Raw genomic sequence first — 26,780 nt, 5'->3', positions numbered from 1 at the left:
CATTTCCGATTTATTTCAACCAAGGGTTATGCCCTTTAGGTTGGATTCTTTCTGGCTCAGCTTCAGACACCTTCAAAGTTGCAGCTTTTGGCACTACCGGTATTATTGTAGGTGCAGATTCTGCAGCTGCATCAGCTTCAACTAACGCCGCCTGTGTTTCTAGCAACAGCTGGGCTTCCAATAAGCGCTTTGCTTCTCTAGCGGCCTCTATCTGCTCTTGCTCAGCTAAGCTTGTAGAGTCCATATCATAGACAAAAGAGCCGACGTATTGTAAAAAGTCGTCTTCATGAATTTTGGTGAGCTTATTGCGATATTCAAAATCAAACAACAAAATAATCCAGCTCACTTGTGCATGGCCCATTTTGTTAATTTTATGAATAACGCCTTCACCATATGCACTAGAATAAGAGCAGTCTTCAATAATGCTTTTTACTAACGCCGTACCACTTGCAACACCATTAGTTTCCATGTTTTCATGGTCATATTCGCTGATGGAAAAATTTTTTGCAAAGGCATCTAATCCTTGATCATCTTCTTCAAAGTAACTATCTGGAATGGTGTCGTAGCTTGTAGTAGAGCACCAAACAGACACTTTGCCGTGTTTTTCAAAGTTAGGAAGTTCTGTGATGTCTGTTGGAGTAGTAGATGAAACCATTAATGACGCCTAAATATTCGTGCTAAGGGAATAGAGATGGTAGTGGCGGAAAAATAACACATACACCTTAATCCTACAATCAAATTTGCTTTTATAAGGGACTAACAATGCAACAATATTTAAACATTTTTCAACATCTAGCTACAGAACATTTTCGCCAAGATCGAGCTGTAAGCGAGCCTATAAGTGCCAAAAATCTTACAGAAGTTGTCGATTTTAGCTTAGGCTTTGAAGGTGCAGATATAGACGCATTAGAACAAGCTGCAAGCCAGTATTTAACTTATCAACCGGACAGTGCTCAGGTAGATTTTTTTAAACTACTCTATTCCGGCCGAAATGACCCCGCACTATTTGGCGATTGGATAACCAGCCTTAGCAACGCAAACATGCACACTTACCAGATGAGTCCTGTAGCCACTTTGATGGAACAAGAACTCATAAACCAATGGAATCGTTTAATAGGCTTTACTACCGACTCTAAAACAGGTGATGGCATTATGGTGTCTGGTGGCAGCCAAGCCAACCTTATTGGCATGATGATGGCTCGTCATCATGCTTGTCCTGAGCTTAAGACCAAAGGTTCTACCTCTCAAAAATTAGTGGCCTTTGTGTCAGATCAAGCACATTACTCTGGCCAAAAAGCAGTCAATGTTTTGGGCATAGGCACAGACAATCTAATTGCTGTGGCTTCAGATGATCAAGGCCGGTTATGCCCTGCTGCACTATCAGAGGCCATTGAGCTAAGCATTAAACAAGGACACAAGCCTTTTTATATTGGCCTTACAGCAGGCACAACCGTGCTGGGAGCCTTCGACCCAGTACCAGAATGTAGAGCTATTGCCGACAAATATAATATTTGGTTGCATATTGATGGTGCATGGGGAGCGCCTATATTGTTTTCACCAACTCATAAACATTTGTTAAAGGGGTGCGAACTAGCTGATTCTTTTGCATGGGATGCTCACAAACTTATGAATGTGCCTATTACGGCAGCTGTTGTGCTAACTCGTCATCAAGGTATGTTGGAGCAAACATGTGGTGGGGGTGGTGGCGATTATCTTTTCCATAGCGATGAAAATGCCGCCTATAATCTAGGTCAAAAATCTATTCAATGTGGCCGACGTGCCGACTCTTTAAAAGTATGGTTAAGCTGGAAAGCGATTGGCAACAAAGGTTTTTCCGACAAGATTGATCACTTACAAGACATAAAGCAAAGCTGCGTCAATACGATCACTGCATCACCTGAATTGCACATGATTGGGCCTTCACCCTATCTCAATATATTGTTTCAATATCGCCCAGAAGCTGCCTTAAACGAAGAAGAGCTCCGAGCATTAAACATCTCTATTTGCAAAACCATGCAAGCACAAGGGGGTGCTTTTGTTGATTATGCTAAATATCAGGGCAAAACAGGTATCCGCCTTATATTAGCAAACAGTGACACTCAAAAAAGCGATATAGAACGCCTGCTTAGCCACTGCATTAAAACTGGTGAAGCCCTGGTTAACGCAAGCTAACTAGAGGTTTTCCAGATATTGCTATTGGTTGATGTCGGTTTTTTTACTGCAGGTTTGGAAACTGTGGCTTTGGGGGATGAATTAATCTGTGCCTGGTAATCCGCTTGAGATCTTAGTGGTTTGCCACGCACTATGGCATAAACATAAAGCGATTCTACTTTATCTCTAGCCCAGAGGGTTTTGCGTAGAAATTTAAGACTAGATTTAACGCTAGGGTTATCCCTAAAGCACTTTATATTGACCTGATCAGCTAATACTTCCCAACCAAAAGTGTCCACAAGGTCTGTTATAATTTGCTCTAACTTTACGCCGTGCAGCGGGTTACGAGGTTGCTCAGTGTTCATAATTTACTTCACATGACAAAACATTGGGCCTATTATCACCAACATGAAGTCACTAAACAACAGGTATTAACATGAGCCGCTCAAAACTCACTGCAATACAACAAGCTAAAGTTGAGCTGGCAGCGTGTTTTCGCTTAACTGCAAAGATGGATATGCATGAATCCATTGCCAATCATTTCAGTGTTGCCGTGTCAGATGATGGTCAACAATTTTTATGTAACCCTCAAGGTCGCCACTTTAGCACCATTAAAGCCAGTGAATTGCTGCTGTTAGACGCCAACAACCCTGACACCATGAATCAAGCTAATGCTCCAGATCCGACGACTTGGGCCATTCATGGTGCACTGCACCGTGATTTTGCTGATGCGCGTTGCATTATGCACCTCCACCCTCGATATGCTACTGCCTTAGCTTGCTTAAAAGACAAAACTTTATATCCCATAGACCAAAACGCTATGCGTTTTTATCAGCGCGTGGCTATTGATACAGGCTTTGATGGTATGGGTTTGGGCAACGAAGCACAGCGCCTTAGCAAGTGTATGGGAGATAAGCGCATTTTGCTCATGGGTAATCATGGCGTGTTAGTGATTGCCAACAGTATCGCACAATGTTTTGATGACATTTACTACTTTGAAAGAGCGTGTCGCACCTTATTAGATTGTTATGCCACAGGTCAGCCTCTGGATCCGGTCACTCATGAAGTTGCTGAAAAAACAGCACAACAATGGCAAGATTATGGGTTTGATTTTGGCCAGCAGCATTTAAATGAGCTCATGGCTATTCTGGATGCTGAAGATAGCTCATACCGCTTGTAATCTTGCCTGAAGTATAATGAAAGCGACATTGAGTTTGTTAATTCTGTAATTGAAGCTCTTTTGAGCAATCTCGTCTTTTACTGCCTATCGTTAGTCCGTATAATTACGCCAGCTATAAAGCTGACCTTTGCGTCAGCTTTATTACATAAAGCGATAACTATAAAAATCTCAACATTGGTCAAACCAATTTAACCAACTGTCCCCTTGAGATCACAGGATACCCATGATTAAAGTCGAATCAGTGAGTAAACGTTTTGGTGGCGTGCACGCCGTTAATAACGCCTCCATCGAAATAGCTAAAGGGTCCATCACCGGACTCATAGGCCCTAACGGGGCTGGTAAAACCACATTATTTAACATGATCGCAGGTAACCTAGCGCCAACTTCTGGGCACATATTCCTAGATGGTGAAGACGTCACTGGCGTGCCCCCTTACGAGCTTTTTCATAAAGGCTTACTGCGCACCTTTCAAATTGCCCATGAGTTTGGCACCTTAACCGTATTAGATAACCTGATGATGGTGCCGTCACAACAAGCTGGCGAAAAGCTGATGGACGCTTGGTTTCGCCCGTCACTGGTGCGCGAACAAGAAGCAAAAGTACGTGATAAAGCCATGGAAGTGATCGACTTTCTAAACTTGGGCCATGTCGCTCAAGAATTAGCAGGTAACCTTTCTGGTGGCCAAAAGAAGCTCCTAGAGCTAGGTCGCACCATGATGGTGGATGCAAAGGTAGTGTTGCTAGACGAAGTAGGCGCTGGTGTGAACCGCTCTTTACTGCGTGAAATTGGCGAGGCTATTGTTCGCTTGAATCAAGAAAAAGGCTATACCTTTTGTATGATAGAACATGACATGGATTTTATTGGGCGCTTATGTGACCCTGTGATCGTCATGGCCGAAGGTTCTGTGTTAGCTCAAGGCACGGCCAAAGAAGTCATTGCTAATGAGGCCGTTATTGAAGCCTATTTAGGCACGGGCCTGAAGAACAAACCAAAGGTGAGCGCATGAGCTATTTAGTAGCAGATCAATTACGCGGTGGCTATGGCGGTGCAGACATCCTTAACGGCTGTTCTTTGTCTGTAGACAAAGGTGAAATTGCCGTGATTGTGGGCCCTAATGGCGCAGGCAAATCCACCGCTATGAAAGCCTTACTTGGCATGCTTAACCTACGCGAAGGCAGCGTGACTCTAGGTGGCAAAGACATCACTCATATGTCGCCTCAAGATCGTGTGGGACAAGGCATTGCCTTTGTTCCCCAAACTCACAATGTATTTGGCGGCATGACTGTAGAAGAGAACCTAGAAATGGGCGCTTTTTTACGCACGGATAACTTTAGTGAAACCATGGAACAAGTGTACGAACTATTCCCTATTTTGAAACAAAAGCGCCGCCAAAACGCAGGCGAACTGTCCGGTGGTCAACGCCAACAAGTGGCAGTGGGCCGCGCCATGATGACACAGCCTAGCGTGCTCATGTTAGATGAGCCTACAGCGGGTGTGTCTCCTATTGTGATGGATGAATTGTTTGACCGTATCTTAGAAGTTAAAAAACAAGGCATCGCCGTGTTGATGGTTGAACAAAATGCAGCCCAAGCTTTAAATATAGCCGACAAAGGGTATGTTTTAGTAACAGGTACTAATAAACACACAGGCAGTGGTGACGAACTACTGGCTAATCCTGTGGTGCGACGCACCTTTTTGGGGGGTTAAGTAATGCCAGAATTTGTTGATGTTTTAAATGCCATTGTTTTATTTTCAAACTTTGTACTTGTGCCTGCTATTTCTTATGGTGCCCAATTAGCTTTAGGTGCTTTGGGTATCACCATGGTTTATGGCATTTTGCGCTTTTCTAACTTTGCCCATGGCGACATGATGGCCTTTGGCACCATGATGGTTATCCTAGTCACTTGGGGTTTTCAGTCTATGGGCATTAGCTTTGGCCCACTACCTACTGCATTACTCGCCCTACCCTTTGGCATTTTAGGTGCGGTGGCTTTAAACCTAGCCTTTGATAAAACTGTGTATAAATTTTACCGCACTAAAAATAGTGCTCCAGTAATTTTTGTCATCGTGTCTACAGGTGTAATGTTTATGACAAACGCCATAGTGCGTTTTATCATAGGCCCTGGTGACCAACGCTTTATGGATGGTACGAAATTTATTTTTAGACCCCGTGAATTTAAAGAATTCACAGGCCTAAGTGAAGGTTTAGCCCTTAAGTCTACTCAAGTGCTCACCGTAGCCGTCACCATTATTTGTGTCGCAGCGTTGTTTTACTTCTTGCAAAAAACTCGCACCGGTAAAGCCATGCGTGCGTTTTCAGATAATAAAGACTTAGCCCTTCTGTCGGGTATTAATCCAGACCGGGTGGTATTTATCACTTGGATTATTGTAGCAGCCTTAGCCACTACCGCTGGCACCTTGTATGGTTTGGATAAGAGTTTTAAACCCTTTACTTACTTTATGCTGTTATTGCCTATGTTTGCTGCGGCTATAGTGGGTGGTATCGGCAGCCCTATTGGTGCTGTAGTGGGTGGTTTTGTCATTGCTTTTTCTGAAGTGATTGTCACCTACGCCTATAAAAAGTTCTTTATGTACTTATTGCCAGAGTCTTTAGAACCCACAGGATTATTACAGTTCTTATCCACCGATTATAAATTTGCAGTATCGTTCATCATTTTAGTGGTGGTGCTGCTCATTCGCCCAACGGGTATCTTTAAGGGGCAATCAATATAATGAAAGCACTATTTAATCAAAAAAACCGCGCTCCACTTGCCTTTGCAGTAATGGGTTTATTACTGTTAGCAGTAGGCATGGGGCAATCTTGGCCTTTTGCCTTAGCTATTTTAAACCTATGTATTATTTCTGCGATTATGTCTTTGGGTGTGAACATTCAATGGGGCTACGCAGGCTTACTCAATCTAGGTGTGATGGGCTTTACTGCCTTGGGCGGTTTAGCGGCTGTATTAGTGTCTGAAGCTCCAGTGTTAGAAGCATGGGCTGTGGGTGGCCAAGGCATGGCGGTAAGCTTTGTGTTGGTAGTGATTACCATCATTTTAGCCATTTTAGTTTACCGTAATATGGCGCCAAGCTGGCAACGCCGAGCAAGTTTGGCGGTGTTATTTATTGGTGCCTACTTTGTTATTAACCATTTTTATAGCCCTGCTGTTTATGCTATTGAACGGGTAAATCCTGCTACTTATGGATTTTTAGGTGGCATGGGCATGCCTATTATCTTTTCATGGGTGTTGGGCGGCATTATGGCTGCTGGTGTGGCTTGGGTCATCGGTAAAATCACCTTAGGTTTACGTTCTGATTACCTTGCTATTGCCACCTTGGGCATTTCAGAAATCATCATTGCGGTGTTAAAAAATGAAGACTGGCTTGCCCGTGGCGTTAAAAACGTGGCTGGCTTAGACCGCCCTGTGCCTTTTGAGCTTGAGCTACAAACTACACCTTGGTTTGTAGATATGGTGCAGTCTTTGTTTAGTGGCCGTTTAGCAGCCCTTGTAGACTCGCAGCAAGCAGACGCATTGCATCAATTAGTGATTCAAAGCTCTAGTATCTTTGTAAAGCTATGCTACACGGGCCTTTTTAGTGTGGTGTTAGTGGTTGTGCTGCTATTAAGTATGAAAGCGTTAAATTCGCCTTGGGGCCGCATGATGCGAGCCATTCGCGACAATGAAGAAGCCGCCAATGCCATGGGCAAAAACGTGGTACGCCAGCACTTACAAGTGTTTGTGATAGGTAGTGCTGTGGTAGGCATTGCAGGTGCTATGTTAGTCACTTTAGATGGGCAGTTTACCCCCACTTCATATCAGCCACTGCGCTTTACCTTTTTGGTATGGCTAATGGTGATTATTGGGGGCAGCGGCAATAACTTAGGTGCTGTGTTTGGTGGTTTCTTTATTTGGTTTATGTGGATAGAAGCCGAGCCTTTGTCCATTGCCTTTATGGACCTAATTACCGCAGGCATGGATCAAACCAGCGACTTACGCAAACACCTGCTTAAGAGCGCACCGCACTTGCGCTTATTTATTATGGGCTTAGTGCTGTTATTAACCATGCGCTTTATGCCCAAGGGCATCATTCCGGAAGAGACACGCCTGCACTCTGTGTAGGCTAGCTGTTGGGTGTATAAGCTAGAAGTGGGTGGTTAACTCAAAACCACCCACTTCTAGCGCTGCTTAGAGTCACTAAGCTGCGTTAATAGTTGCTGAAAATCTGCCGCTAAAGGGGCATTAATCACCACCTCACTGCCATCTCTTGCTATGAGCACCATTTGAGTGCAAGCCAACCACAAACGTCCTGCTCCAAAATAGCCCTCACAGGCACGATTTAACACGCCCTTGCCATGGCGAGAGTCACCCACTATAGGATGCCCTAGGTGCTTTAAATGACGCCTTATCTGATGTTTACGCCCCGTAATAGGCTCACACTGCATCAAAGACAACCGAGTAGTGGCATAACGGTCTACCAAAAGCGGTATCTCATACTGTGCTAAACACTTTACATGAGTCAGTGCCTCTTTCGCCTCGCCTCCCCCTTTTACACCTGCATAGTCATCGGCTTCATCTGTGAGGGCATGATCAACGATCACTTTTTGTGGGCCATAGCCGCGCACTAAGGCTAGGTATGTTTTACGAATGTCATGCTCACGAAACTGTTGGCTATAAAAACTAGCCGCCTCATTTGAAAACGCAAACACCAATACGCCCGAGGTAGGTTTATCGAGCCGGTGCAATGGATACACATGCTGGCCTATTTGGTTGCGTAGCTCTTGCACTGCAAAACGGGTTTCGTGTTTATCGATGGGGCTGCGGTGTACTAATAAACCACTGGGTTTGTTAATGGCTACCAGATCTTCATCTTGATAGATGATGGAAAGTAATTGTGGCGAGTCAGGCGTCATAGGGAATAAGTTTCAGACATTAAAAAGCCCGATTAAATTTCTTTAATCAGGCTTTGCAGTTTACAGTCTATTAATACAAATTAGAACTTATAGCCAATTTTAACTGCAGTTACTAAGCCAGTGTTACCAGACATTGCTCCAACCTTAACTCCTGAAGCATAAACATCTGTATCACCATAGTTAGTTTTTTGTACTGCTACAGTAGCACTCAATTGGTCACCACTGTAAGTCACACCTAAGCCGATTTTTTTACTAGCGTCTGTTGGCGAAAATAAACCTCCCTCCCCACCTTGGGCCGCTTCAAACCCATAGGTAACTGCGCCAGACCAAGTCGCGTTAAACTTGCGACCTAAGCCAAGTTTGTAAGTGGTTGTGTCTTTGTCATAATCTAATAAGTTTGGGGCTGTAGGGTTACCTGCTGCAAAATATGTTGGCGAAACTGCGGTCTGGGTCCAGTTAACACGGCGCATAGAGCCAAATAATAAGGTATTTTCTGCAATTCCTGTTTGAAAGTCTAGGTTCATCGATTGCGGGGTATCAAAATCCATAGTACTTGGTGCAACACTATTTTCTAATGTACTCATTGTGTGGGTGATTTTTGAGTGCACTGTAAGCGCTACCCGCAAAGCAATTTCTGGTTTTTCAAATGCTGCACCAACTACATAACCCGTAGCAGCGCTTTCACTACCTACCAACGAATAGCTCTTTGATGGGATAGCTGCGCTCACAGTAACCGACTGACTTTTTAAACCACCATAAACAGTCACTGCGTCAGACACACCATAAGAAACTAGTGCAGTAGTGGCATCTGAATCAACATTTCCTTTAGTTCCATCTAGAAGACCTGCCGTCCAGCTTACAGCGGCACCAAAAGGATTATCTTGAATAATAGCCACGCTGATCTGCTCGTTAACGTCAAATTTGGCACCAATTGTCGTCATACTAAAATCTGGAGTAACATCACCTGAAGCTTCGAAACCTGACATATCGGCTTTGATATTCGTTCCAGACACACTCGGCTTGACCGAAATTGATGTAACCTCGAATACATTACCATCCTTAAAAATAATCGATGTGTCTTGACCAGAACGGTCCATACCACCTGCTTGGGACATACCTGTGCCTAAGATCGTGCTTAGGATTGCAATGTTGATAAGTGTGCGCTTCATTTTTGCCTCTTATTATTTTGATTTATTCAATGTGAATTAAAACATCCGTTTCAATACCCAATTAAATACTTTTAAGTTCGAAGAGTCAACATTAGCTATTATTAAACAAATAAATTCTTGCACAAAAAAACCCCGCTTAGCATGTGCCAAGCGGGGCTTTTTTTTAAGGTTTAAGCCTAAGCTTAGTGAACCTTAACAGTAGTGAATGCACCACCTTTTACTTCTTGCTCTAGGTACGATCCAGCAGGATCACCGTTAGAATCAAATTCTACGTTGGTTGCGCCTTCGTAGTTGATCTGACCACCGTCTGCCAAAATCTGTAAGCCTTTAGCAAGCTCACCAGGAAGAATGATTTCGCCAGGAGCGTTAGCAACTTTAGTTAGGTGTGCAACAATACCAGCACGATCAGCAGATCCAGCAGACTGCATGGCTAAAGCGATCAGCGCGCCAGCATCATAAGACTGTGCAGCATAAGGAGCAGTGCCTTCTAGGCCAGCTGCAGCAGCAACGTCGTTAAACATTGCAGCGCCTTGTGACTCAGAACCAGGCAATGTACCAAAGGTACCTTCAATACCGCCATCTACGTCTAGTAGAGAAGCACCAATCATGCCGTCAGCTAGGATGAAACGGTCAAATGCACCTGAATCCAAAGAAGACTGGATGATGCCACGGCCGCCTTGGTCAAGGTAACCAAGAACCACTAGCTCAGATGCACCAGAAGCAGACAAAGCGCCTACTTCAGCAGAGTAGTCTGCTTTGCCATCTTCATGGGCAGCTTCAATAGTGATGGTGCCGCCAGCAGCAAGGTATGCAGTAGCAAATGCATCTGCTAGGCCTTTACCATAGTCGTTGTTAGTGTAAGTTACAGCGACTGTGTCGATGCCACGAGCCATAACAATGTCTGCCAATACTACGCCTTGACGTGCATCAGAAGGTGCAGTACGGAAAAATACACCGTTATCTTCAATGTTAGTTAAACCAGGAGACGTTGCAGAAGGAGAAACCATAGCCACACCATTTGGCGCGCCTACGTTTTTAGCGATAGCGCCAGTTACACCAGAACAGTCAGCGCCCATGATAGCCACTACGTTGTCAGAGTTAACTAAACGCTCAGCAGCAGCAGTAGCAGCAGAAGAGTCTACGCAAGTAGAGTCAGCGCGCACAGAAGTGATGCTTTCGCCACCTAGCAATAGGCCAGAATTAGATATTTCAGCAAAGGCCAATTCGGCACTGTCTGCCATGGTAGGCGTTAATGATTCGATTGGGCCAGTAAAGCCAAGAATTACACCTACTTTAATATCAGCATGTGCAGTGCCTGCGATCAAAGCTGCAGCGGCAGTAGCAAGAAGTGTCTTTTTAAATGTGTTTTGCATTAAGCTATTCCTCTAGGAATTTTATATTTATGATGTGGGTAAGGCCACCCACTATATTGTGGGTTAACCCAGTAGCCGAAATCCTATTGTAGGTATCACGAAACCACTGACTATCGTCTCACAGCCAATGGCCATAGCGAAGCAAGAAGTATATCCGCTAATAAGAGGCAAGTTCAAACCCTAATTACGACATTAAGTTGCATAAAACTACATTTCTAACAGATTTGGTGTAATTATTGAGTTTATTTATGGTTTTTATAGACATTTTGACTCTTTAGTATGCCTTAGCTATTCTGATACAATGACTTCCATTACTGCTTAACCACTTATTTTAAGAGTTTCCCATGCCTATTCGTATTCCAGATGCTTTACCTGCCACCAGCGTGCTGCAACAAGAAAACGTTTTTGTTATGACAGAAACCCGTGCGTTAAATCAAGACATTCGCCCGCAAAAAATAATCATCCTCAATTTGATGCCCAAAAAAATTGAGACTGAAACCCAGATCATGCGCCTATTGTCCAACTCATCCTTACAGGTAGACATCGAGCTATTAAGGGTAGATAACCACACCAGTAAAAACACACCTTCTGAGCACCTGAACAGTTTTTACCGTAATTTTGAGCAGATAAAAGATAAAAACTATGATGGCTTAATCATCACTGGTGCACCCTTAGGCCTAGTAGCGTTTGAAGACGTAACCTACTGGCCTCAGGTAGATGAGATCATACAATGGTCTCGCACCCATGTGACCTCTACCCTATTTTTATGTTGGGCAGCTCAGGCTGGCTTAAAGTCTTTGTACAATTTACCCAAACAAACGCGCAGCCAAAAACTGTCGGGGGTATATCGCCAAACGGTTATCGAAGGGCACGATGTTCTTACCCGAGGTTTTGATGACCAGTTTTTAGCGCCCCAGTCACGCACTGCGGATTTCCCAGTAGATTTCATTAAAGCCAATACAGACCTTATTATTTTGGCCCAATCTGATGCGTCTGGAGTTTATTTAATGACCAGCAAAGATAGGCGTCAGGTTTATATTACGGGCCACCCAGAGTACAGTGCTCAAACTTTGGCACATGAGTATCATAGGGACCAAACAGCAGGTTTAAACCCCATGCTGCCCATTAACTACTTTCCAAACGATGATGCCAGCGCTACACCTATTGCGTCTTGGCGCAGCCATGGTTATTTATTCTTTAGTAACTGGCTCAATTACTGCGTCTATCAAGCCACGCCTTATGATTTGGAAAATATGGAGCCTACCCTAGACTAAGATTTATAGTATTTCAATGCGGCCATCCGCCACAGCACGTGCGCGCTTACTCAGCTGTAATTCTCGCCATGATACATAAGCACCACTTGAACAAATAATAGCAATGCCTACCCATACGTAAATGTCTGGGAAAAAATCAAACACAAAATAACTAATCACCGTGGCCGCCACAATTTCAAAATAGTTAAAGGGGCTAAGCTGCGATGCCGTGGCATATTCACAGGCCATAATGATAAAAAAGTGCCCCAGCGCTGCAAACAACCCCATACTCGCCATCATTACTAGGCCCTTAACGTCTGGGGTGATCCATACTGGGCCTACAAACGGAGTTAAAACTAACACCCCGCCAACAGCGGTATAAAACAACGTTAAAAGTGGTGGCGATGATGAGCTTAACTTACGAGTAAACATAATATAAAACGCATACCCCACACCTGCCACTAAGGCCCATAATATAGAGGGTGAAAAATCGTCAGCATTGGGCCTAAGCACTACCACCACACCTAAAAAACCGCACACGACAGCTACGCCTCTTAAGGTATCAAAGGTTTCACCTAGCCACAATGGTGCCACTACAGCCACGATTAAAGGAGAAATAAACAATAAAGTGAGCGCAGTAGGAATAGGGTTATCTTTAATGGCAAAAAAGAAAGACACCGTTGTTGCAGTCAGCATCAAACTGCGCATAAGTTGATAGACGGGTTGTTGTGGCAATTTCCACCACACTATACCCTTCCAGGTCAGTAAGGGTAATAACCACAATCCATGAAATACAAACCGCGCCCAGGTGATTTCAATAACCGCATAGTCTGCAGATAAAAGCTTGGCAAATAGGTCTAATATAGGCACTAACACCATGGCCAGCATCATTAGGCCCATGCCAATAAGCGGGTTTTTTTTATTGTTATGCACTGTGAATCCTTACAGAAACTAATGCCGGTCACTTTAGCCCAAGTCTTTTGCCTTGCATAGCACTTTAATGAGGTTATAAAATGCACTCCTTGAATTAACCTTTACGCATAAAATGGAATCGTCTATGCCTTTAATCACTGTAGAACTATTTGAGGGCCGTTCGGTCGAGCAAAAGCGGAAAATTGTAGAGGGGCTCACTAAAACTATGTGTGAGATTACAGGGGGTAAGGCTAGCGCAGTGCAAGTGATGATTCGTGATGTGCCAAAATCTAATTGGGGTTTTGGCGGCGAACTTTGTAGCGATTTATTTCCGGATAAATAACCCATGAATTACAAAAACTTACGTGCTTTTTTATTGCTGAGCGTGTTTTCACTGGGGCTTATATTGCCTTTAAAAAGCATTGCTGCTGACAGCTTTAACATTCTTTTATACCATCACGTCAGCTCCACTATGCCCCGTTCGACCTCTATTACTGCAAAAGAGTTTGAAAGCCATTTAGCTTATTTAAAGGCTAATGACTATACCGTGATGGATCTAGCAACGGCGATAGAATCTGTGCAACAAGGTAACCCACTACCAAACAAAGCCATTGCGATTACCTTTGATGATGCGTGGCGCGATATTTACCTCAACGGTTTCCCGTTATTAAAGAAATATAACTACCCTTTTACTGTATTTGTTAATACTGATCCTGTGGATCAAAACAACCGTCACACCATGACTTGGGATATGCTTCGAGATCTTAAACAACACGGTGTCATCATAGCCAACCACACTCAAGACCATGATTATTTAGTGCGCAAACCAGCCTATGATGGGCAGTGGCTCACTCAAGCATTAGAAAATATCGACTATGCGCAGCAGCGTTTAACAAAAGAGCTAGGGGAAGTGCCTAAATGGTTAGCTTATCCCTATGGTGAATACAATGACCCACTTAAAGCAGCATTAAAGGAAAAGGGTTACATTGCCTTTGGGCAACAGTCTGGAGGCGTGGCTGAATTTTCTGATTGGCAAGCACTGCCTAGATTTCCAGCTGCAGGAGCTTATAGTAGTTTAAAGACGCTTAAGACTAAACTAGCCTCACAGCCCTTTCCTGCTAATTACACTGCATTTAAAAACCCCGTCATTCGCATTGATCAAGGGGATCAAAACCAACCCATATTAGATGTTGCCCTAACACAATCACAAAAACTGGGTGTGAGGCAGCAACTGTCTTGCTTTATTGTCGGTGAAAGACAGATGCCCAATTGGCAAAACAAAATGAACTTTACCGTGCAAGCCGACAAAGCTCTAGGTAAAGGCCGTAACCGTTACAACTGCACGGCACCCATATGGGGACAAAAAAACTATTACTGGCTCTCTCATCAGTGGTTAATATACGCAGGTGACGCCCCACCAAAAGAGTAGCTATGATTGATTTTTTCTAGGTAAAAGGCGAAGCAGGCTAGATGTATCCCAGCGGTTGCCACCTTGGTCTTGCACTTGCCCATAAAAGTTGTCTACCATTTTAGCCACTGGTAATTGTGAGCCATTATTTTGCGCTTCGGTTAGACAAATATCTAGATCTTTGCGCATCCAGTCCACCGCAAAACCAAAATCAAATTCATCATCTACCATGGTGTTGCCGCGGTTATGCATTTGCCAAGATCCAGCAGCGCCCCCTCCTATCGCTTCAAGTGCTTGCTTTGCATCCAGACCTGCATTAACAGCGAAAGCCACACCTTCTGCTAACCCTTGCACTAGGCCCGCGATACATATTTGGTTGACCATTTTAGTGAGTTGTCCATTACCTACAGGGCCCAAATGCGTGGTGCTTTTTGCATAGGCGAGCATAACGGGTTCGGCTGTGAGATAGTCTTCGTCGCTGCCACCACACATTACCGCCAAGGCGCCATTTTCAGCACCGGCTTGCCCACCTGAAACGGGCGCATCGACAAAGCCCACTCCTTGTTGAGCCGCTATCACTGCTATTTCACGAGCCACTTGGGCCGAGGCTGTGGTGTGATCTATCAATACAGCACCAGCAGCCATGCCTGATAGCACGCCCACATCACCATACACAACACTGCGTAAATCATCGTCGTTGCCTACACAAATAAATACAAAATCAGCTTCAAAGGCAGCTTCAAAAGGTGTGGCAGCAATCTGTCCTCCATGTTCATGTTGCCATGCTTTAGCCTTGGCAGCAGTGCGATTGTAAACACAAACCTTATGGCCGTGTGCAACCAAATGACCCGCCATCGGGTAACCCATTACACCTAAACCAATAAACGCTACTTTACTCATTTTCATATTCCACTAGTCAACAATTTAAACGCCATTAAAGGCTATACAGCGTTCTAAAACAAGCCTAAATAAAAACTTCCTGTGCACATGCATCGTGCCGCTTTTAAAGCCACCTGTGCCGCTTTATTTAGTGAATATAAAATACGCTTGCGTTAGGCTTTTACTCAAGGCAAAATGCCGCCAATATTATATTTTTGAGAGCTTAACACCATGTCCTTACGCCTAGGCATAGACACTGGCGGCACTTATACAGATGCTGTCATTATCAATGAACAAAACCAAGTGTTAGTCGCTGTAAAAAGCCTCACTACACGGCACAATTTAGCCATTGGTATTGGCGAATCTATTGGTAAAATCTCTACGCAATTATTAGCTGATATAGAAATGGTGTCTCTATCCACCACACTCACTACTAATGCAGTGGTAGAAGGCAATGGCGCTCCCGTATGTGCTTTGGTGGCAGGATTAAGTGAGAGCCAAGTGAAAAAAAGTGGTTTGACTGAGATCTTAGATGACCATTTAATTATTCGCCTAGAAGGTGGTCATGATGCCTCTGGCAGACAAGTCAAACCATTAGATATTGCCACAGCTAAAGCCGCCATTTTAGCTAACAAAGACAAAGTCTCCGCTTTTTCAGTCTCTGCGCAGTTTGGTGTGCGCAACCCAAGTCACGAAGTACAGTTACAAGAGTTAGTAACGCAGCTTACTGGCATGCCTGTGACCTGTGGCCATGAGCTTGCTACAAGCCTAGGGGCACCGCGGCGCGCACTCACCGCCTCACTTAATGCTCGCATGATCCCGTTCATTCAAGATCTCATTCAAGCGGTAAGAGATATTTTACAACAACTTAATATTCAAGCGCCTTTAATGATTGTCAAAGGCGATGGTTCTATTGTAAACGCAGACACCGCTCTTGTTCACCCAGTCACCACCATACTATCTGGCCCAGCAGCCAGTGTCATAGGTGCCTGCGCACTATCAGGCAGCCGCAACGCTATTATCGCTGACATGGGAGGCACCACTACAGACATTGCTATAGTCACCAATGGTCAGCCAGAACTTGCAAGCGAAGGCGCCCGAGTAGGTGATTGGCAGCCAATGGTTGAGACAGTTAAGGTTTACTCCATCGGTTTAGGTGGTGACAGTGAAGTGAGATTTTATGGTGGTAGTATTGCTTTAGGGCCACGGCGTGTAGTGCCATTAAGCTTATTGGCACTACAATACCCTAAAGTGTTAAAGCGCTTACAAGCTCATCTGGATGATGGCCCTACACCTAGACACAATCGTTTTGTAACACGCCTTGAGAGCAATCAAGCACTAATCAATCAGTTTACACCTATAGAGCATCAAGCTTGGGAAATGCTCGAGCATGGCCCTGCCGAAATGGAAACCTTAGTCTTTGAAAACCAAGACGTAGCCAAAGCGTTAGCCCGCTTAGAGCGTAAAGGCATGGTGATTTATTCTGGTTTCACGCCCTCAGATGCCGCCCACGTGCTAGGTCATAGTAGCCATTGGAGTGTTGAAGGTGCAAAGCTTGCATCGCAAATTTGGGCTCGCCAAATGCGCCATCTTTATGGTTTTGGGTCATGGGAAAAAGGCAATTCACAAGAACCTGCCCAAAGGGTATTTACCTTAATGAATGATGCTATTTGTCAAACATTGCTAGAGGCAGGCTTACACCAGGAAAACCTGCTTAATGAAGCTCGCTCACGTAATTTAGCTGGATTAATGGGTAAGCTCATCCTTAAAAATGGCGAAAAAGATGATGATAATGCCTTATTTGGCATTAACTTCGGTAAAAGTCACTCCTTAGTTGCTGTAGGCGCACCAGCTGCAACCTATTATCCACTTGCAGCAAAGAGCCTAAGCCTAGACCTTATTTTACCTCAGTATGGCCATGTAGCTAATGCTGTTGGTGCGGTCATGGGCAGCGTAGTGCAACGCTCAGAAATTATCATTACCCAACCCACACAAGGGATTTTTCGTATTTTCCATGGCGCAACACCGTTTGACTGTACCAACTTAGATGATGCACTTAATCAGGCTGAATCAATTGTCAAAGAACAAGCCCATCACCTTGCTAAATCAGCGGGTGCTGGTGAGGTGGAGATCACTATCCGCCATGACAATAAACACGTGACTTCTGAACTAGATGGCGACTTATTTGTAGAGGGTAAGGTTATTGCTGTGGCTACAGGCAAACCTGTTTTAGAAATAAAAGTAACCACTTAAAAACTAAAGCTTTTACCCTTTTTGCATAAGAGCGCTTGCAAAGCGCTCTCCTTTTTTAAGCCAATGCTCTAGATCTTCGTCTTCTGCTAGCCCTTGTGGGTCTGCTCTAACAACCATGCTATCGCCCATAACACACACATATTGCCAGGGATCATCAAACCCATACCGCCAAAAATTTGCTTTTGTGTAGTGTAAGGATTATCTGCCAACAGCTCTGGACTCGCTGAGCTAAACCTTCATCAAAGGCCAAATCACATTTTTTTAGTTGGTTTTAAACAACTTATCACCTAATTGGTCGATGCACTGACAAGCCTTAAACAAACTTAGCTCATGACCTGCTTCTAGGCTATTAGATTGGTCTGCACGAATAAAGTGATGTTCTCTACCTTCATTACGAATCCACCCCTGCACTCGATAACTACCACCTTCCTTTAACGGGTGGGTTTCAATACTGAAACCTTTATGTTCATGGTGTTGGCTGCCTTTTGATCCCTTACCATCTGTACCTTTGCTGGTAGAACTTGGCTCACTTGGACGCAAAAATAATGCTTTAATACTAGATAATAAACCCATGACTTAACAACCTTTACATAAATGTTCTTAAAGTATGATTTTAAAGTAAACCAGAACAAAGTTTAAGTCATAAGCATAAATTAGATCCCAATGCCTATAGATAGACACAAAAAAGCCCAGCAATTGCCAGGCTTTTAATATTTTCTTAAATGATTACATTAAGAAGGAAATGCAAACTGTTTACCGTCACGTACACCACTGGAAGGCCAGCGCTGAGTTACTGTTTTACGACGTGTATAGAAGCGGATAGCGTCAGGGCCATGAGCACCTAAATCACCAAACAAAGAGCGCTTCCAACCACCAAAGCTATGATAAGCAACAGGCACAGGCAGTGGCACGTTAATGCCTACCATGCCTACTTTGATATTATCAGAGAAATAACGTGCAGCTTCGCCATCACGGGTAAATAAGCAGGTGCCATTGCCAAACTCATGATCATCAATCAATTTCATGGCTTCTTGCATGGTATCAACACGCACAACACACAACACTGGGCCGAAGATTTCTTCTTGATAAACCACCATATCTTGGGTGACTCGATCAAACAAACAACCACCTACAAAGAATCCATCTTCATGGCCTTTTACGACCAATTCACGGCCATCTACTACTAATTGAGCACCTTGCTCGACACCTTGTGTTACTAAAGTGCGCACACGCTGCTGGGCTGCAGCAGTAATCAATGGGCCCATCTCGTTACTAACATCAGTGCCGTTGCCCACTTTTAAAGCTTCTACTTGTGGCTTTAATTTAGCGACAAGTTCATCCGCAGCTGCATCACCAACACACACAGCCACAGAGATAGCCATACAACGCTCACCACAAGAGCCATAAGCGGCACCCATAAGCGCGTTTACAGCATTATCCATGTCTGCATCTGGCATAATGATAGCGTGGTTTTTAGCGCCACCTAGGGCCTGTACACGCTTACCATTTTTAGTGCCCGTGGCATAAATGTATTCAGCAATAGGGGTTGAGCCTACAAAGCTTACTGCCTGCACACGCGAATCTTCAAGAATGGTGTCTACAGCAACCTTGTCACCATTAACGATATTAAATACACCATCTGGCAAACCAGCTTCTTTAAGCAGCTGACCAATAAGCAAAGGCGCACTAGGGTCGCGCTCTGAAGGCTTGAGTATAAATGTATTGCCACAAGCAATAGCCATAGGGAACATCCACATTGGCACCATGGCAGGAAAGTTAAACGGCGTAATGCCAGCAACCACACCTAAAGGTTGAAACTCAGACCAACTATCAATGGCTGGCCCTACATTTTTACTGTGTTCGCCTTTTAATAGAGTAGGTGCGCCACATGCATATTCAACCACTTCAATACCACGAATTAGCTCACCCCGGGCATCATCCAGAACTTTGCCATGCTCGTTAGTCAACGCTGCACAAATTTTGTCCGCATTATCTTCAAGCAACTGCTTAAAACGGAACATTACTTTCGCACGCTTTTGCGCAGGCGTATTTCGCCAAGCAGGAAAGGCAGCTTGTGCTGCAGTGATAGCCTCTTCTACTGTGGCTTTAGTTGCCAGTGCGACTTGTCGCACTACTGCGCCAGTAGCTGGGTTAAATACGTCTTGTACACGTTCAGTATCAGCAACCATTGCGCCGTTAATAAAATGTCCTACAACTTGCATTTGTCTTCCTCACTGTCCACTTTTTGGACTTTGTTTTATCTGATTACAATAGTACTCTTACATGTCGTAAAGCACCATTGGCTAAATATCTAACCCCGTATTAATCCAAACTTAAAATAGCGTCACCTAACGCATTAATTAGGCGAGTGATGTCTTCTTTTTCACTCACAAAGTTTGGCCCCAATTGAATAGTATCACCACCATAGCGCACATAAAAACCAAGATCCCATGCTTTCATCGCAATTTCATAAGGACGTCTGGCAGGCTCTCCCGGGTAGGCTTCAATGGTTAAAGCCCCTGCTAAACCATAGTTTCGAATATCACTCACATAGTTCAAACCTTTTAGGCTATGAATGGCATCTTCAAAATGAGGCGCAAGATCTGCAGCTCTTTGAGCTAACTGATCATTCTCGAAAATATCCATAGCAGCCAAGCCTGCAGCACAAGCTACTGGGTGCCCTGAATAGGTATAGCCATGAGGGAATTCAACCATGTACTCTGGCCCACCAGCATCCATAAAGGTTTGGTATATTTCGCTTTTTGCAACTACAGCGCCCATTGGAATAGAACCGTTAGTGATGCCTTTGGCTAAGTTCATAATGTCAGGGATCACACCAAATGCATCTGCACCAAAGGCTGCACCTGCTCTGCCAAAGCCAGTAATGACTTCGTCAAAGATCAACAAGATGTTGTGGTCATCACAAATTTTTCGCAAGCGTTGAAGGTAGCCTTCAGGCGGCACTACTACACCTGCCGAGCCTGCAAATGGCTCTACAATCACAGCTGCAATGTTGGAAGCGTCATGTAAAGCAATTTCTTCCAATAAGTGATCAGCAAGATCTGCTCCATGCTTGGGCATGCCTTTACTAAAGGCATTCTCTGATAGCAAAGTATGGGGTAAATGTGCAGCGTCTATGCCAGTGCCAAACATTTTACGGTTTGCACCAATACCACCTACACTAATGCCACCAAAGTTTACCCCATGATAACCTTTGCTGCGCCCAATCAATTTGGTTTTACTAGGCTGACCACACTGGCGCCAATAGGCTCGGGCCATTTTTAATGATGTATCGGCAGACTCTGAACCTGAGTTAGTAAAAAATACATAATCCAAACCTTCAGGTGTCATTTTTGCCAACCGGTCTGCCAGTTCAAAGGCTTTGGGGTGGCCGTGCTGGAAGGCTGGAGCATAATCCATAGTTTTCATTTGCTGATACACAGCTTCAGCTATTTCTGGCCTATTATGACCAAATCCACAGCACCAAAGGCCTGAAAGCCCATCATAAATACGACGTCCGTCTGCGGTAATGTAGTGGCTTTGCTCTGCAGACACAATCATACGAGGATTGTCTTTAAATTGGCGGTTAGCCGTGTAGGGCATCCAGTAGGCTTCAAGCTGCTCGCGGCTCAAACCGCCACTTAACGATTCAAAACTCATGGTGAAACTCCATAATTGATAATAACTATAGTTTAGACTTGCACTTAGAACAATTAAATACTAAGTTAATTGTTCTAACTTAACTAAATGGTTAACTAAATAAAATGCCCAATCCTCTTGGTTTAAATCGGTTGTCTGACATTGACTTACGACTTCTGCGAATCTATAAAACCGTGGTAGAAGCTGGAGGCTTTGCAGCGGCTGAGGTTGAGTTGAACATTAGCCGAGCGGCCATTAGCATGGCTATGAGCGATTTAGAGACACGCTTAGGATTGCGCCTATGTCAGCGTGGCCGTGCAGGCTTTTCAGTCACTGAATCTGGGCAACGGGTGTATGAAGCTATTTTACAGCTATTTGCTTCCATCGAAGGCTTTCGTACCCAAGTTAACGCGTTACATGATCAACTCAAAGGTGATCTAAACATTGGCATTGCTGACAACCTTGTTACCTTGCCACACATGAAAATAACTGATGCTCTGCGCCAATTAAAACTTAAGGCAACCGACATTGGAATAAATATTAGTATGATGGCACCTAACGAAATTGAAAAAGCGGTATTAGATGGCCGTTTACATGTAGGTGCAATTCCGCGCTTAAGGAAAATTGCCGAATTAGAATACATCCCCTTATATGAAGAAGAGTCTCAATTATATTGCAGCTACCATCACCCACTATTTGATAATACAAAGCATCTAGATATCATTCCTTTGGTGAAAAATCATGATGCAGTGGCCCCTGCATATGCTCAAACCCCAGCGACCAAATCACATTATCAGGCTTTAAAAACCACCTCTACTGCAACCGATAGAGAGGGAGTCGCTTTTTTAATTATGACAGGATGCTTTATAGGTTATCTACCCACCCACTATGCAGAACAATGGGTACAACGAAGAGAAATGACAGCTATATGCTCTGAACATTTTAACTTCACCACCGATTACGCCGTGATCCATAAAAAAAATGCGCCGACAAATTTTCTTGTGGACGCATGGATCAAAGAGCTTATCAAAATCTAACTTGAGCAAGCTTAAGCACTATCCAGTGTGGAAAATGCTCATTAGCCTAGTAAAGGTAGTTGCGCCGCAGCTCTTGTAGAGAGCCACTGTGCACCATTTTCAGTAATGATGATATTCTCTTCATGCACCATTTGTTTGACTTTTCCATCACCGTTTAGGTAAGCCATACCTGGTTCTAAAGTCATAATCATGCCTACTTCCAACAAGGTTTCGTCGGTCGCTGTATTAGATGGCCATTCTGTGAGGTCAGAGCCTAGGCCATGGCCTAAACGCCCAACATCATTACCTAGGGCACCACCAGCTTGCATGATAGGCCACATAGCCCGATACAAGTCGCTAGTAGTGTTACCTGGCTTAGCTGCAGCAAAACCTGCATCTGTGGCTTTATAGACCACTTCATAAGCAGCCTTTGTTTGCGAAGAACAATCACCAAAACACCAGTTTCGGTCAAAATCACAAAAGTAGCCTTGCCATACCGTGCCTGTATCAATAATTAATACATCACCCTCTGCAATTACCCTGTCTGTTGGGCCCATAATAATGTCATCATAACCATCCATTCCAGAAGAGGACACAATAAAAGGAGAATGATCTGCGCCTTGACGCAATAGCTCCATTCTGAAACCTGCCACCACATCACGTTCAGTCATACCTATACTGGCAAACTTGGGAAGCGCAGCAAAAGCGTTAGAGGTCACTTGGCAAATGTGGCCAACTCGATTAATTTCTGCAGTAGATTTTATACTGCGCAAATGTAGCACTTCACGGCTTACATCAACCAGTTCAAAATCACTAGATTCATACAAAGACTGCACTTGCTGCTGAGGCATACGCAAGTGTGTTTCTCGCCCAAGAGTCATGCCTAAACGGCCAAAACGTTTGGGAAGTTCGGCTAGAGTTTGGCTCAACAAACTCACTCCATCATCTTCTGGAAATGGCGAGGGCCATGCACGGACATCATCTACCCATGTGTCACTCATACCCACCACACCAATGGTTGGGATAACAGCAATAGGTTTTCCTGTGGCAGGCAAAATCAAAAACCAAGGCCGTGTTGGGCTTTGCCAAAATTGCGTAAAGTAGCCAGAAAAATAACGCACATTAGTTTCTGTTGTTAGCAATACACCATCCAAATTTAAAGCTCGCATCATCGCTTGCGCTCTCGCCATACGGTGTTCAAACTCAATTAAAGAAAACTGCCTTTGCGGCGCTTCTGTTAAGGTGTATTGCGTCATATTAATTTCCCCAGTCAATTAAAGTATATGTTATGCACCAAAAACTAATTCTTGATAAAGCTCGGGATCAGTAGCACCTTCTGTGCCTAGCACTAGTACTTTACTTTGTTCATCAAGACCTAAAGCCAAGCGCCACTTTGCATTTTGTGCGCCAACAATACATGCTGCCAAACCTGCTACAGCAGATTCTCCAGCTTCAATGCTTGGCGTATGTTGCTCTAAAGCACGCATACAAGGTGCCACGGCATCTTCACTTAAGGTGATGAAGTCATCTGCACCCTTGCCCAATATTTCCCAAGCGATATGAGAAACTTCTCCACACGCTAAGCCTGCCATCAAAGTGTCTAGATCACCTTCAACCACTTGAAGCTCGCCTGCTTTTGCACTTTCTTGCAAACAGTTGGCAGCCTCTGGCTCTACCACAACAAAACGAGGCCTTTTGTCGCCCCATAAATCCCAGAAATAACCACATACAGCAGCCGCTAAACCGCCTACTCCTGCTTGTATAAACACATGAGTAGGAATCTGCCCATTAAGTTGTGTCACGGTTTCAGACAACATGACGGTATAACCTAAAGCCACATTGGCAGGCACTTTTGTATAGCCTTCATAACTGGTGTCAGAAATGATGGCCCTATCGTATTTTTTTGCATCTACTGCAGCTTGCCTAACCGATTCGTCATAATTGCCTGTAATACGAATGACCTTTGCAGCATAAGCCTCCATTGCTGATTGGCGACCAACAGATACATCACGATGGATATAAATAATACACTGACACCCAAACATTTGTGCACCCCAAGCAACAGAGCGTCCATGATTGCCATCTGTAGCACAACTTACAACGACGTCTTTTAATTGCTCTTTATAATGCCCTGATAACAAATCAGACATACTTGGTTCTTTACCATTAAGTAGGCTTAAATGTTCTTGTAAAAACCTTGTCACTGCATAAGCGCCACCTAAGGCTTTAAAGCTTTTTAGACCAAAACGAGTACTTTCATCCTTATAATAGATCTGCGCAATATTCGCCTCCTTCGCCATACTTTCAAGCAGATGCAGATCAGAAGCTTGGTAATTTGGCCAACTAGTAATAGTTTCAAATGCATGCTCAGCTTTTTTTAGGCTTAGCACCGCTTGACGCTGAGGGCCATAAACAAGCTTTGCATCCGCTTGCTCATTATGAAAACAATCTAGAGCCCCAGTTAAAGCGGCAGTTAATGATGTCATGTAAAAACTCCAAAAAAATAAATGACTAGTTACGACTTGGCCACATGGCTTGTGCTACACCTGCAGCAATTAAAACAATACCCAACAATCCTTGAACACCTAACGCTTCGCCAAACAAAAACCACGCCTGTATGGCTACTACAGGTGGTACTAAATAAAACAAACTACCTACTTTTGCAGCAGCGCCTTGACGTATCATGATCATGAGCAACAATATTGCGCCAATGGACAAAGCTAACACCTGCCAAGACAAGCTAACAACAAACTGCCATTGCCAATCCACAATACGTGTTTCAAAGGCAAAGGCCACACTAAGACTTAGCACTAATGCTGCAGCATACTGCAGCCAAATGGAGGTCAGTAGATCTACCCCATGGCAATACTTCTTTTGGTACAGTGTGCCAAAGGCAATAGCCAATAACGACGAGCCTACCAATACTGGCGACCAGCCAGAAAAGCCTTCAAAAACTGTCTCTGGGTTTATTGAAAACTGCTCCCCTAAGACTAAATATAGTCCTACTAAACCCATGATCAAACCTAGCCACTGACGCTTTGTGACTCGCTCTCCAAGCATCAACCCAGCAAACAAGGCCATAGTAAGAGGCTGCAATCCTATCACCATTGCACTTAGTCCAGCTGGCATACCCAAAGAAATGGCTTGGAAAATACCGCCCAGGTACACCCCATGAATCAACAAACCCACCAGCATACAATGCAAAGCTAAACGCCAAGTAGATGGCCAATCGCAATTAACAACTTTGATGATCACCCACAACACAACCAAAGCCAAGGCAAAGCGGTAACTTAATAGTGTAAAGGGCTCAGCATAGGATTTCCCTAATTTAGCCACTAAAAAACCGGTGCTCCATACCCATACAAAAAACCATGGCATAAGGCGAATAAAAAACTGGCTTAGTGTTGCTGACATAACATTCAACGCTGTGGTATTTTCGAAGCCCATAGTGTCACATTCATAGCTTTTTTTACAAGCGCATTTTGACCATAATGTAGCAACACAAACTTACCGCTTATCAGTAAACGCTTATATGGCCTCTAGTGGTGATATTTACCCTTGTTTGTCTGATCATGAAAACTCTGTCAACTCAGGTTTTGTCGACGTCAAAGCTCTTAAAAATTACATCTAAGATAACAGCCCATTACAGGCGTCAGAGTTTGCTGCACAAAATAATGTCATAAGAAAATAATTTTTCCTCAACATCAAGCCTTGGCAAAGCGCCTTTGATATGACAGCATAAGGCCTACTTCTTAACGGATGTAGGCTTTTTTATTGATAGGAATCCACCCAAAAAACATGTCAGCTTATCCCCAGTCTCAAATTTTAGAAGCGTTAGATCACTATTTAGAAGAGTTTCCTTTACCAGAAGATTTGTGGATTTTTGCTTACGGTTCTTTGTTATGGAACCCTGAAATGCACGTCATAGAAAGCAGGCAAGGCAAAGTTGATGGTTTACAACGAGGTTTTAATTTACTGTCTACTGTGCACCGAGGCACCCTAGAATGTCCCGGTTTAGTTTTGTCACTGCGCGATGGCGGTCATTGTGAAGGCATGGCTTTACATATTTCAAAAACAACTCAAGAAAAAGATTTCAAACATCTGTGGCTACGAGAAATGGTAACAATGTTTTATTTACCCTATCTATGCAAAGTGACCACTGCTGATGGTGACATCAATGCAATTACCTTTGTAGCAGACAAGCAACATGAACAATATGTCGATTTTGACGCTGCTCAGTGCGCCAGCATGATAGACCAGGCTCACGGTGGCCGAGGTAGTAATATTGATTACTTTAACAACACTTTAAAGCATCTAAAAACACTTAACATCCACGACTCTTTATTTAGCGACATAAGTGCGCACTTAACTAGCTAACGCTTGAGTTTGGGAGGTATCTTTTCTAGCTGGTAGATAGACTCACCCACATTCTCCAATTGCTCTTGCAGCAATGCTTGAGCATCGTAAATGCCACGGTTGTAGTAGAATGGCCCCATAGTTTCACTAATAAAATCTAGTAGAAATTGTGCTTCAAAAGTACCTAACTGCCGATCTAATTCAACTTCACAATAACTTTGTAATCTATTAATAAGGTCAACTTTTTCTTCTTTATTAAAGGTAATAGTCATAGATCACTCC

The 26,780-nt window shown here is 43.9% G+C and carries 26 protein-coding genes; 12 read left to right on the top strand and 14 right to left on the bottom strand.

Features of this window, described 5'->3' with window-relative positions; genetic code table 11:
* Nucleotides 1-10: 10 nt before the first annotated feature.
* Nucleotides 11-655 (bottom strand): immunity 22 family protein, encoded by a 645-nt coding sequence (locus tag ABXT42_RS05145; protein ID WP_443629300.1) that lies wholly within the window; start codon nucleotides 653-655, stop codon nucleotides 11-13.
* 107 nt (nucleotides 656-762) lie between these two features.
* On the opposite strand from ABXT42_RS05145, the gene ABXT42_RS05140 reads away from it, so the two are divergent.
* Nucleotides 763-2,172, top strand: coding sequence for a pyridoxal phosphate-dependent decarboxylase family protein (locus ABXT42_RS05140; RefSeq protein ID WP_443629299.1), 1,410 nt, complete (start codon nucleotides 763-765; stop codon nucleotides 2,170-2,172).
* Here the strand turns inward: ABXT42_RS05140 and ABXT42_RS05135 are convergent.
* Nucleotides 2,169-2,516: a VF530 family DNA-binding protein gene (locus ABXT42_RS05135; protein WP_443629298.1), complete on the bottom strand. Its 348-nt coding sequence runs from the start codon at nucleotides 2,514-2,516 to the stop codon at nucleotides 2,169-2,171. The two genes, ABXT42_RS05140 and ABXT42_RS05135, sit on opposite strands and share 4 nt — an antisense overlap.
* 71 nt (nucleotides 2,517-2,587) lie before the next feature.
* On the opposite strand from ABXT42_RS05135, the gene ABXT42_RS05130 reads away from it, so the two are divergent.
* From ABXT42_RS05130 to ABXT42_RS05110, 5 genes are all read left to right on the top strand, one after another.
* Nucleotides 2,588-3,331, top strand: coding sequence for a class II aldolase and adducin N-terminal domain-containing protein (locus ABXT42_RS05130; RefSeq protein WP_443629297.1), 744 nt, complete (start codon nucleotides 2,588-2,590; stop codon nucleotides 3,329-3,331).
* A gap of 223 nt (nucleotides 3,332-3,554) precedes the next feature.
* Entirely contained in the window at nucleotides 3,555-4,337 is a 783-nt protein-coding gene (locus ABXT42_RS05125; protein WP_443629296.1) for an ABC transporter ATP-binding protein, read from the top strand.
* Complete coding sequence (locus ABXT42_RS05120) at nucleotides 4,334-5,038, top strand: ABC transporter ATP-binding protein (RefSeq protein WP_443629295.1); 705 nt, start codon at nucleotides 4,334-4,336, stop codon at nucleotides 5,036-5,038. The genes ABXT42_RS05125 and ABXT42_RS05120 overlap by 4 nt, the downstream gene beginning before the upstream one ends.
* Before the next feature lie 3 nt (nucleotides 5,039-5,041).
* Nucleotides 5,042-6,064: a branched-chain amino acid ABC transporter permease gene (locus tag ABXT42_RS05115; protein WP_443629294.1), complete on the top strand. Its 1,023-nt coding sequence runs from the start codon at nucleotides 5,042-5,044 to the stop codon at nucleotides 6,062-6,064.
* On the top strand, nucleotides 6,064-7,449 hold the full coding sequence (locus ABXT42_RS05110) for a branched-chain amino acid ABC transporter permease (RefSeq protein WP_443629293.1): 1,386 nt from the start codon (nucleotides 6,064-6,066) through the stop codon (nucleotides 7,447-7,449). Before ABXT42_RS05115 ends, ABXT42_RS05110 begins: the two co-directional genes overlap by 1 nt.
* A gap of 56 nt (nucleotides 7,450-7,505) precedes the next feature.
* On the opposite strand, the gene ABXT42_RS05105 is transcribed toward ABXT42_RS05110, so the two are convergent.
* The 3 genes from ABXT42_RS05105 to ABXT42_RS05095 form a co-directional block, all read right to left on the bottom strand.
* On the bottom strand, nucleotides 7,506-8,240 hold the full coding sequence (locus ABXT42_RS05105) for a pseudouridine synthase (RefSeq protein ID WP_443629292.1): 735 nt from the start codon (nucleotides 8,238-8,240) through the stop codon (nucleotides 7,506-7,508).
* Nucleotides 8,241-8,320: 80 nt separating this feature from the next.
* On the bottom strand, nucleotides 8,321-9,409 hold the full coding sequence (locus ABXT42_RS05100) for a hypothetical protein (protein ID WP_443629291.1): 1,089 nt from the start codon (nucleotides 9,407-9,409) through the stop codon (nucleotides 8,321-8,323).
* A 182-nt stretch (nucleotides 9,410-9,591) separates the two neighbouring features.
* Nucleotides 9,592-10,782: an ABC transporter substrate-binding protein gene (locus ABXT42_RS05095; protein ID WP_443629290.1), complete on the bottom strand. Its 1,191-nt coding sequence runs from the start codon at nucleotides 10,780-10,782 to the stop codon at nucleotides 9,592-9,594.
* A gap of 344 nt (nucleotides 10,783-11,126) precedes the next feature.
* On the opposite strand from ABXT42_RS05095, the gene metA reads away from it, so the two are divergent.
* Nucleotides 11,127-12,056: a homoserine O-succinyltransferase MetA gene (gene metA, locus ABXT42_RS05090; RefSeq protein WP_443629289.1), complete on the top strand. Its 930-nt coding sequence runs from the start codon at nucleotides 11,127-11,129 to the stop codon at nucleotides 12,054-12,056.
* A 3-nt stretch (nucleotides 12,057-12,059) separates the two neighbouring features.
* Here the strand turns inward: metA and ABXT42_RS05085 are convergent, their stop codons facing one another.
* A complete protein-coding gene (locus ABXT42_RS05085) occupies nucleotides 12,060-12,968 on the bottom strand; it encodes a DMT family transporter (protein ID WP_443629288.1) in 909 nt (302 codons plus the stop codon).
* Nucleotides 12,969-13,092: 124 nt separating this feature from the next.
* Between ABXT42_RS05085 and ABXT42_RS05080 the strand changes: the two genes are divergently transcribed.
* Together ABXT42_RS05080 and ABXT42_RS05075 are read left to right on the top strand one after the other, a co-directional pair.
* Nucleotides 13,093-13,290, top strand: a complete 198-nt coding sequence (locus tag ABXT42_RS05080; protein ID WP_443629287.1) for a 4-oxalocrotonate tautomerase — start codon at nucleotides 13,093-13,095, stop codon at nucleotides 13,288-13,290.
* A 3-nt stretch (nucleotides 13,291-13,293) separates the two neighbouring features.
* Complete coding sequence (locus ABXT42_RS05075) at nucleotides 13,294-14,376, top strand: polysaccharide deacetylase family protein (RefSeq protein ID WP_443629286.1); 1,083 nt, start codon at nucleotides 13,294-13,296, stop codon at nucleotides 14,374-14,376.
* Here the strand turns inward: ABXT42_RS05075 and ABXT42_RS05070 are convergent, their stop codons facing one another.
* Nucleotides 14,377-15,261, bottom strand: coding sequence for an NAD(P)-dependent oxidoreductase (locus tag ABXT42_RS05070; protein WP_443629285.1), 885 nt, complete (start codon nucleotides 15,259-15,261; stop codon nucleotides 14,377-14,379).
* Nucleotides 15,262-15,465: 204 nt separating this feature from the next.
* On the opposite strand from ABXT42_RS05070, the gene ABXT42_RS05065 reads away from it, so the two are divergent.
* Nucleotides 15,466-17,487, top strand: a complete 2,022-nt coding sequence (locus ABXT42_RS05065) for a hydantoinase/oxoprolinase N-terminal domain-containing protein (protein ID WP_443629284.1) — start codon at nucleotides 15,466-15,468, stop codon at nucleotides 17,485-17,487.
* A gap of 261 nt (nucleotides 17,488-17,748) precedes the next feature.
* Here the strand turns inward: ABXT42_RS05065 and ABXT42_RS05060 are convergent, their stop codons facing one another.
* From ABXT42_RS05060 to ABXT42_RS05050, 3 genes are all read right to left on the bottom strand, one after another.
* Complete coding sequence (locus tag ABXT42_RS05060) at nucleotides 17,749-18,060, bottom strand: HlyU family transcriptional regulator (RefSeq protein ID WP_443629283.1); 312 nt, start codon at nucleotides 18,058-18,060, stop codon at nucleotides 17,749-17,751.
* A gap of 158 nt (nucleotides 18,061-18,218) precedes the next feature.
* Nucleotides 18,219-19,709 carry a CoA-acylating methylmalonate-semialdehyde dehydrogenase gene (locus tag ABXT42_RS05055; protein WP_443629282.1) on the bottom strand — a complete coding sequence of 497 codons (1,491 nt, stop codon included), beginning with the start codon at nucleotides 19,707-19,709 and terminating at the stop codon, nucleotides 18,219-18,221.
* Between the two features lie 100 nt (nucleotides 19,710-19,809).
* Nucleotides 19,810-21,147: an aspartate aminotransferase family protein gene (locus ABXT42_RS05050; protein WP_443629281.1), complete on the bottom strand. Its 1,338-nt coding sequence runs from the start codon at nucleotides 21,145-21,147 to the stop codon at nucleotides 19,810-19,812.
* Between the two features lie 104 nt (nucleotides 21,148-21,251).
* Between ABXT42_RS05050 and ABXT42_RS05045 the strand changes: the two genes are divergently transcribed.
* Nucleotides 21,252-22,163 (top strand): LysR family transcriptional regulator, encoded by a 912-nt coding sequence (locus ABXT42_RS05045; RefSeq protein ID WP_443629280.1) that lies wholly within the window; start codon nucleotides 21,252-21,254, stop codon nucleotides 22,161-22,163.
* Between the two features lie 41 nt (nucleotides 22,164-22,204).
* Here ABXT42_RS05045 and ABXT42_RS05040 read toward each other — a convergent pair whose 3' ends face one another.
* The 3 genes from ABXT42_RS05040 to ABXT42_RS05030 are packed head-to-tail and all read right to left on the bottom strand — an operon-like array spanning nucleotide 22,205 to nucleotide 25,556.
* Nucleotides 22,205-23,398: a M24 family metallopeptidase gene (locus tag ABXT42_RS05040; RefSeq protein WP_443629279.1), complete on the bottom strand. Its 1,194-nt coding sequence runs from the start codon at nucleotides 23,396-23,398 to the stop codon at nucleotides 22,205-22,207.
* A 30-nt stretch (nucleotides 23,399-23,428) separates the two neighbouring features.
* Nucleotides 23,429-24,628, bottom strand: a complete 1,200-nt coding sequence (locus tag ABXT42_RS05035) for a diaminopropionate ammonia-lyase (RefSeq protein ID WP_443629278.1) — start codon at nucleotides 24,626-24,628, stop codon at nucleotides 23,429-23,431.
* Between the two features lie 25 nt (nucleotides 24,629-24,653).
* Nucleotides 24,654-25,556 (bottom strand): DMT family transporter, encoded by a 903-nt coding sequence (locus ABXT42_RS05030; protein ID WP_443629277.1) that lies wholly within the window; start codon nucleotides 25,554-25,556, stop codon nucleotides 24,654-24,656.
* Nucleotides 25,557-25,940: 384 nt separating this feature from the next.
* On the opposite strand from ABXT42_RS05030, the gene ABXT42_RS05025 reads away from it, so the two are divergent.
* Nucleotides 25,941-26,519 carry a gamma-glutamylcyclotransferase gene (locus ABXT42_RS05025; RefSeq protein WP_443629276.1) on the top strand — a complete coding sequence of 193 codons (579 nt, stop codon included), beginning with the start codon at nucleotides 25,941-25,943 and terminating at the stop codon, nucleotides 26,517-26,519.
* Here ABXT42_RS05025 and ABXT42_RS05020 read toward each other — a convergent pair.
* Nucleotides 26,516-26,770, bottom strand: a complete 255-nt coding sequence (locus ABXT42_RS05020) for a DUF2164 domain-containing protein (RefSeq protein ID WP_443629275.1) — start codon at nucleotides 26,768-26,770, stop codon at nucleotides 26,516-26,518. The genes ABXT42_RS05025 and ABXT42_RS05020 overlap by 4 nt on opposite strands.
* Between the last annotated feature and the right edge of the window lie 10 nt (nucleotides 26,771-26,780).

The sequence above is a fragment of the Candidatus Njordibacter sp. Uisw_002 genome (genome assembly GCF_047730155.1).
Taxonomy (GTDB): domain Bacteria; phylum Pseudomonadota; class Gammaproteobacteria; order Pseudomonadales; family Balneatricaceae; genus Njordibacter.
The sequence above is the reverse complement of the archived record's forward strand: the minus strand, read 5'-3'. Positions and strand labels throughout refer to the sequence as shown.

Excerpts from the sequence above, each read along its gene's own strand:
- ABXT42_RS05020 (WP_443629275.1), bottom strand. The coding sequence starts at position 26,770 with ATGACTATTACCTTTAATAAAGAAGAAAAAGTTGACCTTATTAATAGA.
- ABXT42_RS05105 (WP_443629292.1), bottom strand. The coding sequence starts at position 8,240 with ATGACGCCTGACTCGCCACAATTACTTTCCATCATCTATCAAGATGAA.
- ABXT42_RS05100 (WP_443629291.1), bottom strand. The coding sequence starts at position 9,409 with ATGAAGCGCACACTTATCAACATTGCAATCCTAAGCACGATCTTAGGC.
- ABXT42_RS05035 (WP_443629278.1), bottom strand. The coding sequence starts at position 24,628 with ATGACATCATTAACTGCCGCTTTAACTGGGGCTCTAGATTGTTTTCAT.
- ABXT42_RS05065 (WP_443629284.1), top strand. The coding sequence starts at position 15,466 with ATGTCCTTACGCCTAGGCATAGACACTGGCGGCACTTATACAGATGCT.
- ABXT42_RS05140 (WP_443629299.1), top strand. The coding sequence starts at position 763 with ATGCAACAATATTTAAACATTTTTCAACATCTAGCTACAGAACATTTT.
- ABXT42_RS05025 (WP_443629276.1), top strand. The coding sequence starts at position 25,941 with ATGTCAGCTTATCCCCAGTCTCAAATTTTAGAAGCGTTAGATCACTAT.
- ABXT42_RS05045 (WP_443629280.1), top strand. The coding sequence starts at position 21,252 with ATGCCCAATCCTCTTGGTTTAAATCGGTTGTCTGACATTGACTTACGA.
- ABXT42_RS05080 (WP_443629287.1), top strand. The coding sequence starts at position 13,093 with ATGCCTTTAATCACTGTAGAACTATTTGAGGGCCGTTCGGTCGAGCAA.
- ABXT42_RS05110 (WP_443629293.1), top strand. The coding sequence starts at position 6,064 with ATGAAAGCACTATTTAATCAAAAAAACCGCGCTCCACTTGCCTTTGCA.
- ABXT42_RS05040 (WP_443629279.1), bottom strand. The coding sequence starts at position 23,398 with ATGACGCAATACACCTTAACAGAAGCGCCGCAAAGGCAGTTTTCTTTA.
- ABXT42_RS05070 (WP_443629285.1), bottom strand. The coding sequence starts at position 15,261 with ATGAAAATGAGTAAAGTAGCGTTTATTGGTTTAGGTGTAATGGGTTAC.
- ABXT42_RS05060 (WP_443629283.1), bottom strand. The coding sequence starts at position 18,060 with ATGGGTTTATTATCTAGTATTAAAGCATTATTTTTGCGTCCAAGTGAG.
- ABXT42_RS05145 (WP_443629300.1), bottom strand. The coding sequence starts at position 655 with ATGGTTTCATCTACTACTCCAACAGACATCACAGAACTTCCTAACTTT.
- ABXT42_RS05125 (WP_443629296.1), top strand. The coding sequence starts at position 3,555 with ATGATTAAAGTCGAATCAGTGAGTAAACGTTTTGGTGGCGTGCACGCC.
- ABXT42_RS05095 (WP_443629290.1), bottom strand. The coding sequence starts at position 10,782 with ATGCAAAACACATTTAAAAAGACACTTCTTGCTACTGCCGCTGCAGCT.
- ABXT42_RS05075 (WP_443629286.1), top strand. The coding sequence starts at position 13,294 with ATGAATTACAAAAACTTACGTGCTTTTTTATTGCTGAGCGTGTTTTCA.
- metA (WP_443629289.1), top strand. The coding sequence starts at position 11,127 with ATGCCTATTCGTATTCCAGATGCTTTACCTGCCACCAGCGTGCTGCAA.
- ABXT42_RS05115 (WP_443629294.1), top strand. The coding sequence starts at position 5,042 with ATGCCAGAATTTGTTGATGTTTTAAATGCCATTGTTTTATTTTCAAAC.
- ABXT42_RS05120 (WP_443629295.1), top strand. The coding sequence starts at position 4,334 with ATGAGCTATTTAGTAGCAGATCAATTACGCGGTGGCTATGGCGGTGCA.
- ABXT42_RS05050 (WP_443629281.1), bottom strand. The coding sequence starts at position 21,147 with ATGAGTTTTGAATCGTTAAGTGGCGGTTTGAGCCGCGAGCAGCTTGAA.
- ABXT42_RS05030 (WP_443629277.1), bottom strand. The coding sequence starts at position 25,556 with ATGTCAGCAACACTAAGCCAGTTTTTTATTCGCCTTATGCCATGGTTT.
- ABXT42_RS05135 (WP_443629298.1), bottom strand. The coding sequence starts at position 2,516 with ATGAACACTGAGCAACCTCGTAACCCGCTGCACGGCGTAAAGTTAGAG.
- ABXT42_RS05055 (WP_443629282.1), bottom strand. The coding sequence starts at position 19,709 with ATGCAAGTTGTAGGACATTTTATTAACGGCGCAATGGTTGCTGATACT.
- ABXT42_RS05130 (WP_443629297.1), top strand. The coding sequence starts at position 2,588 with ATGAGCCGCTCAAAACTCACTGCAATACAACAAGCTAAAGTTGAGCTG.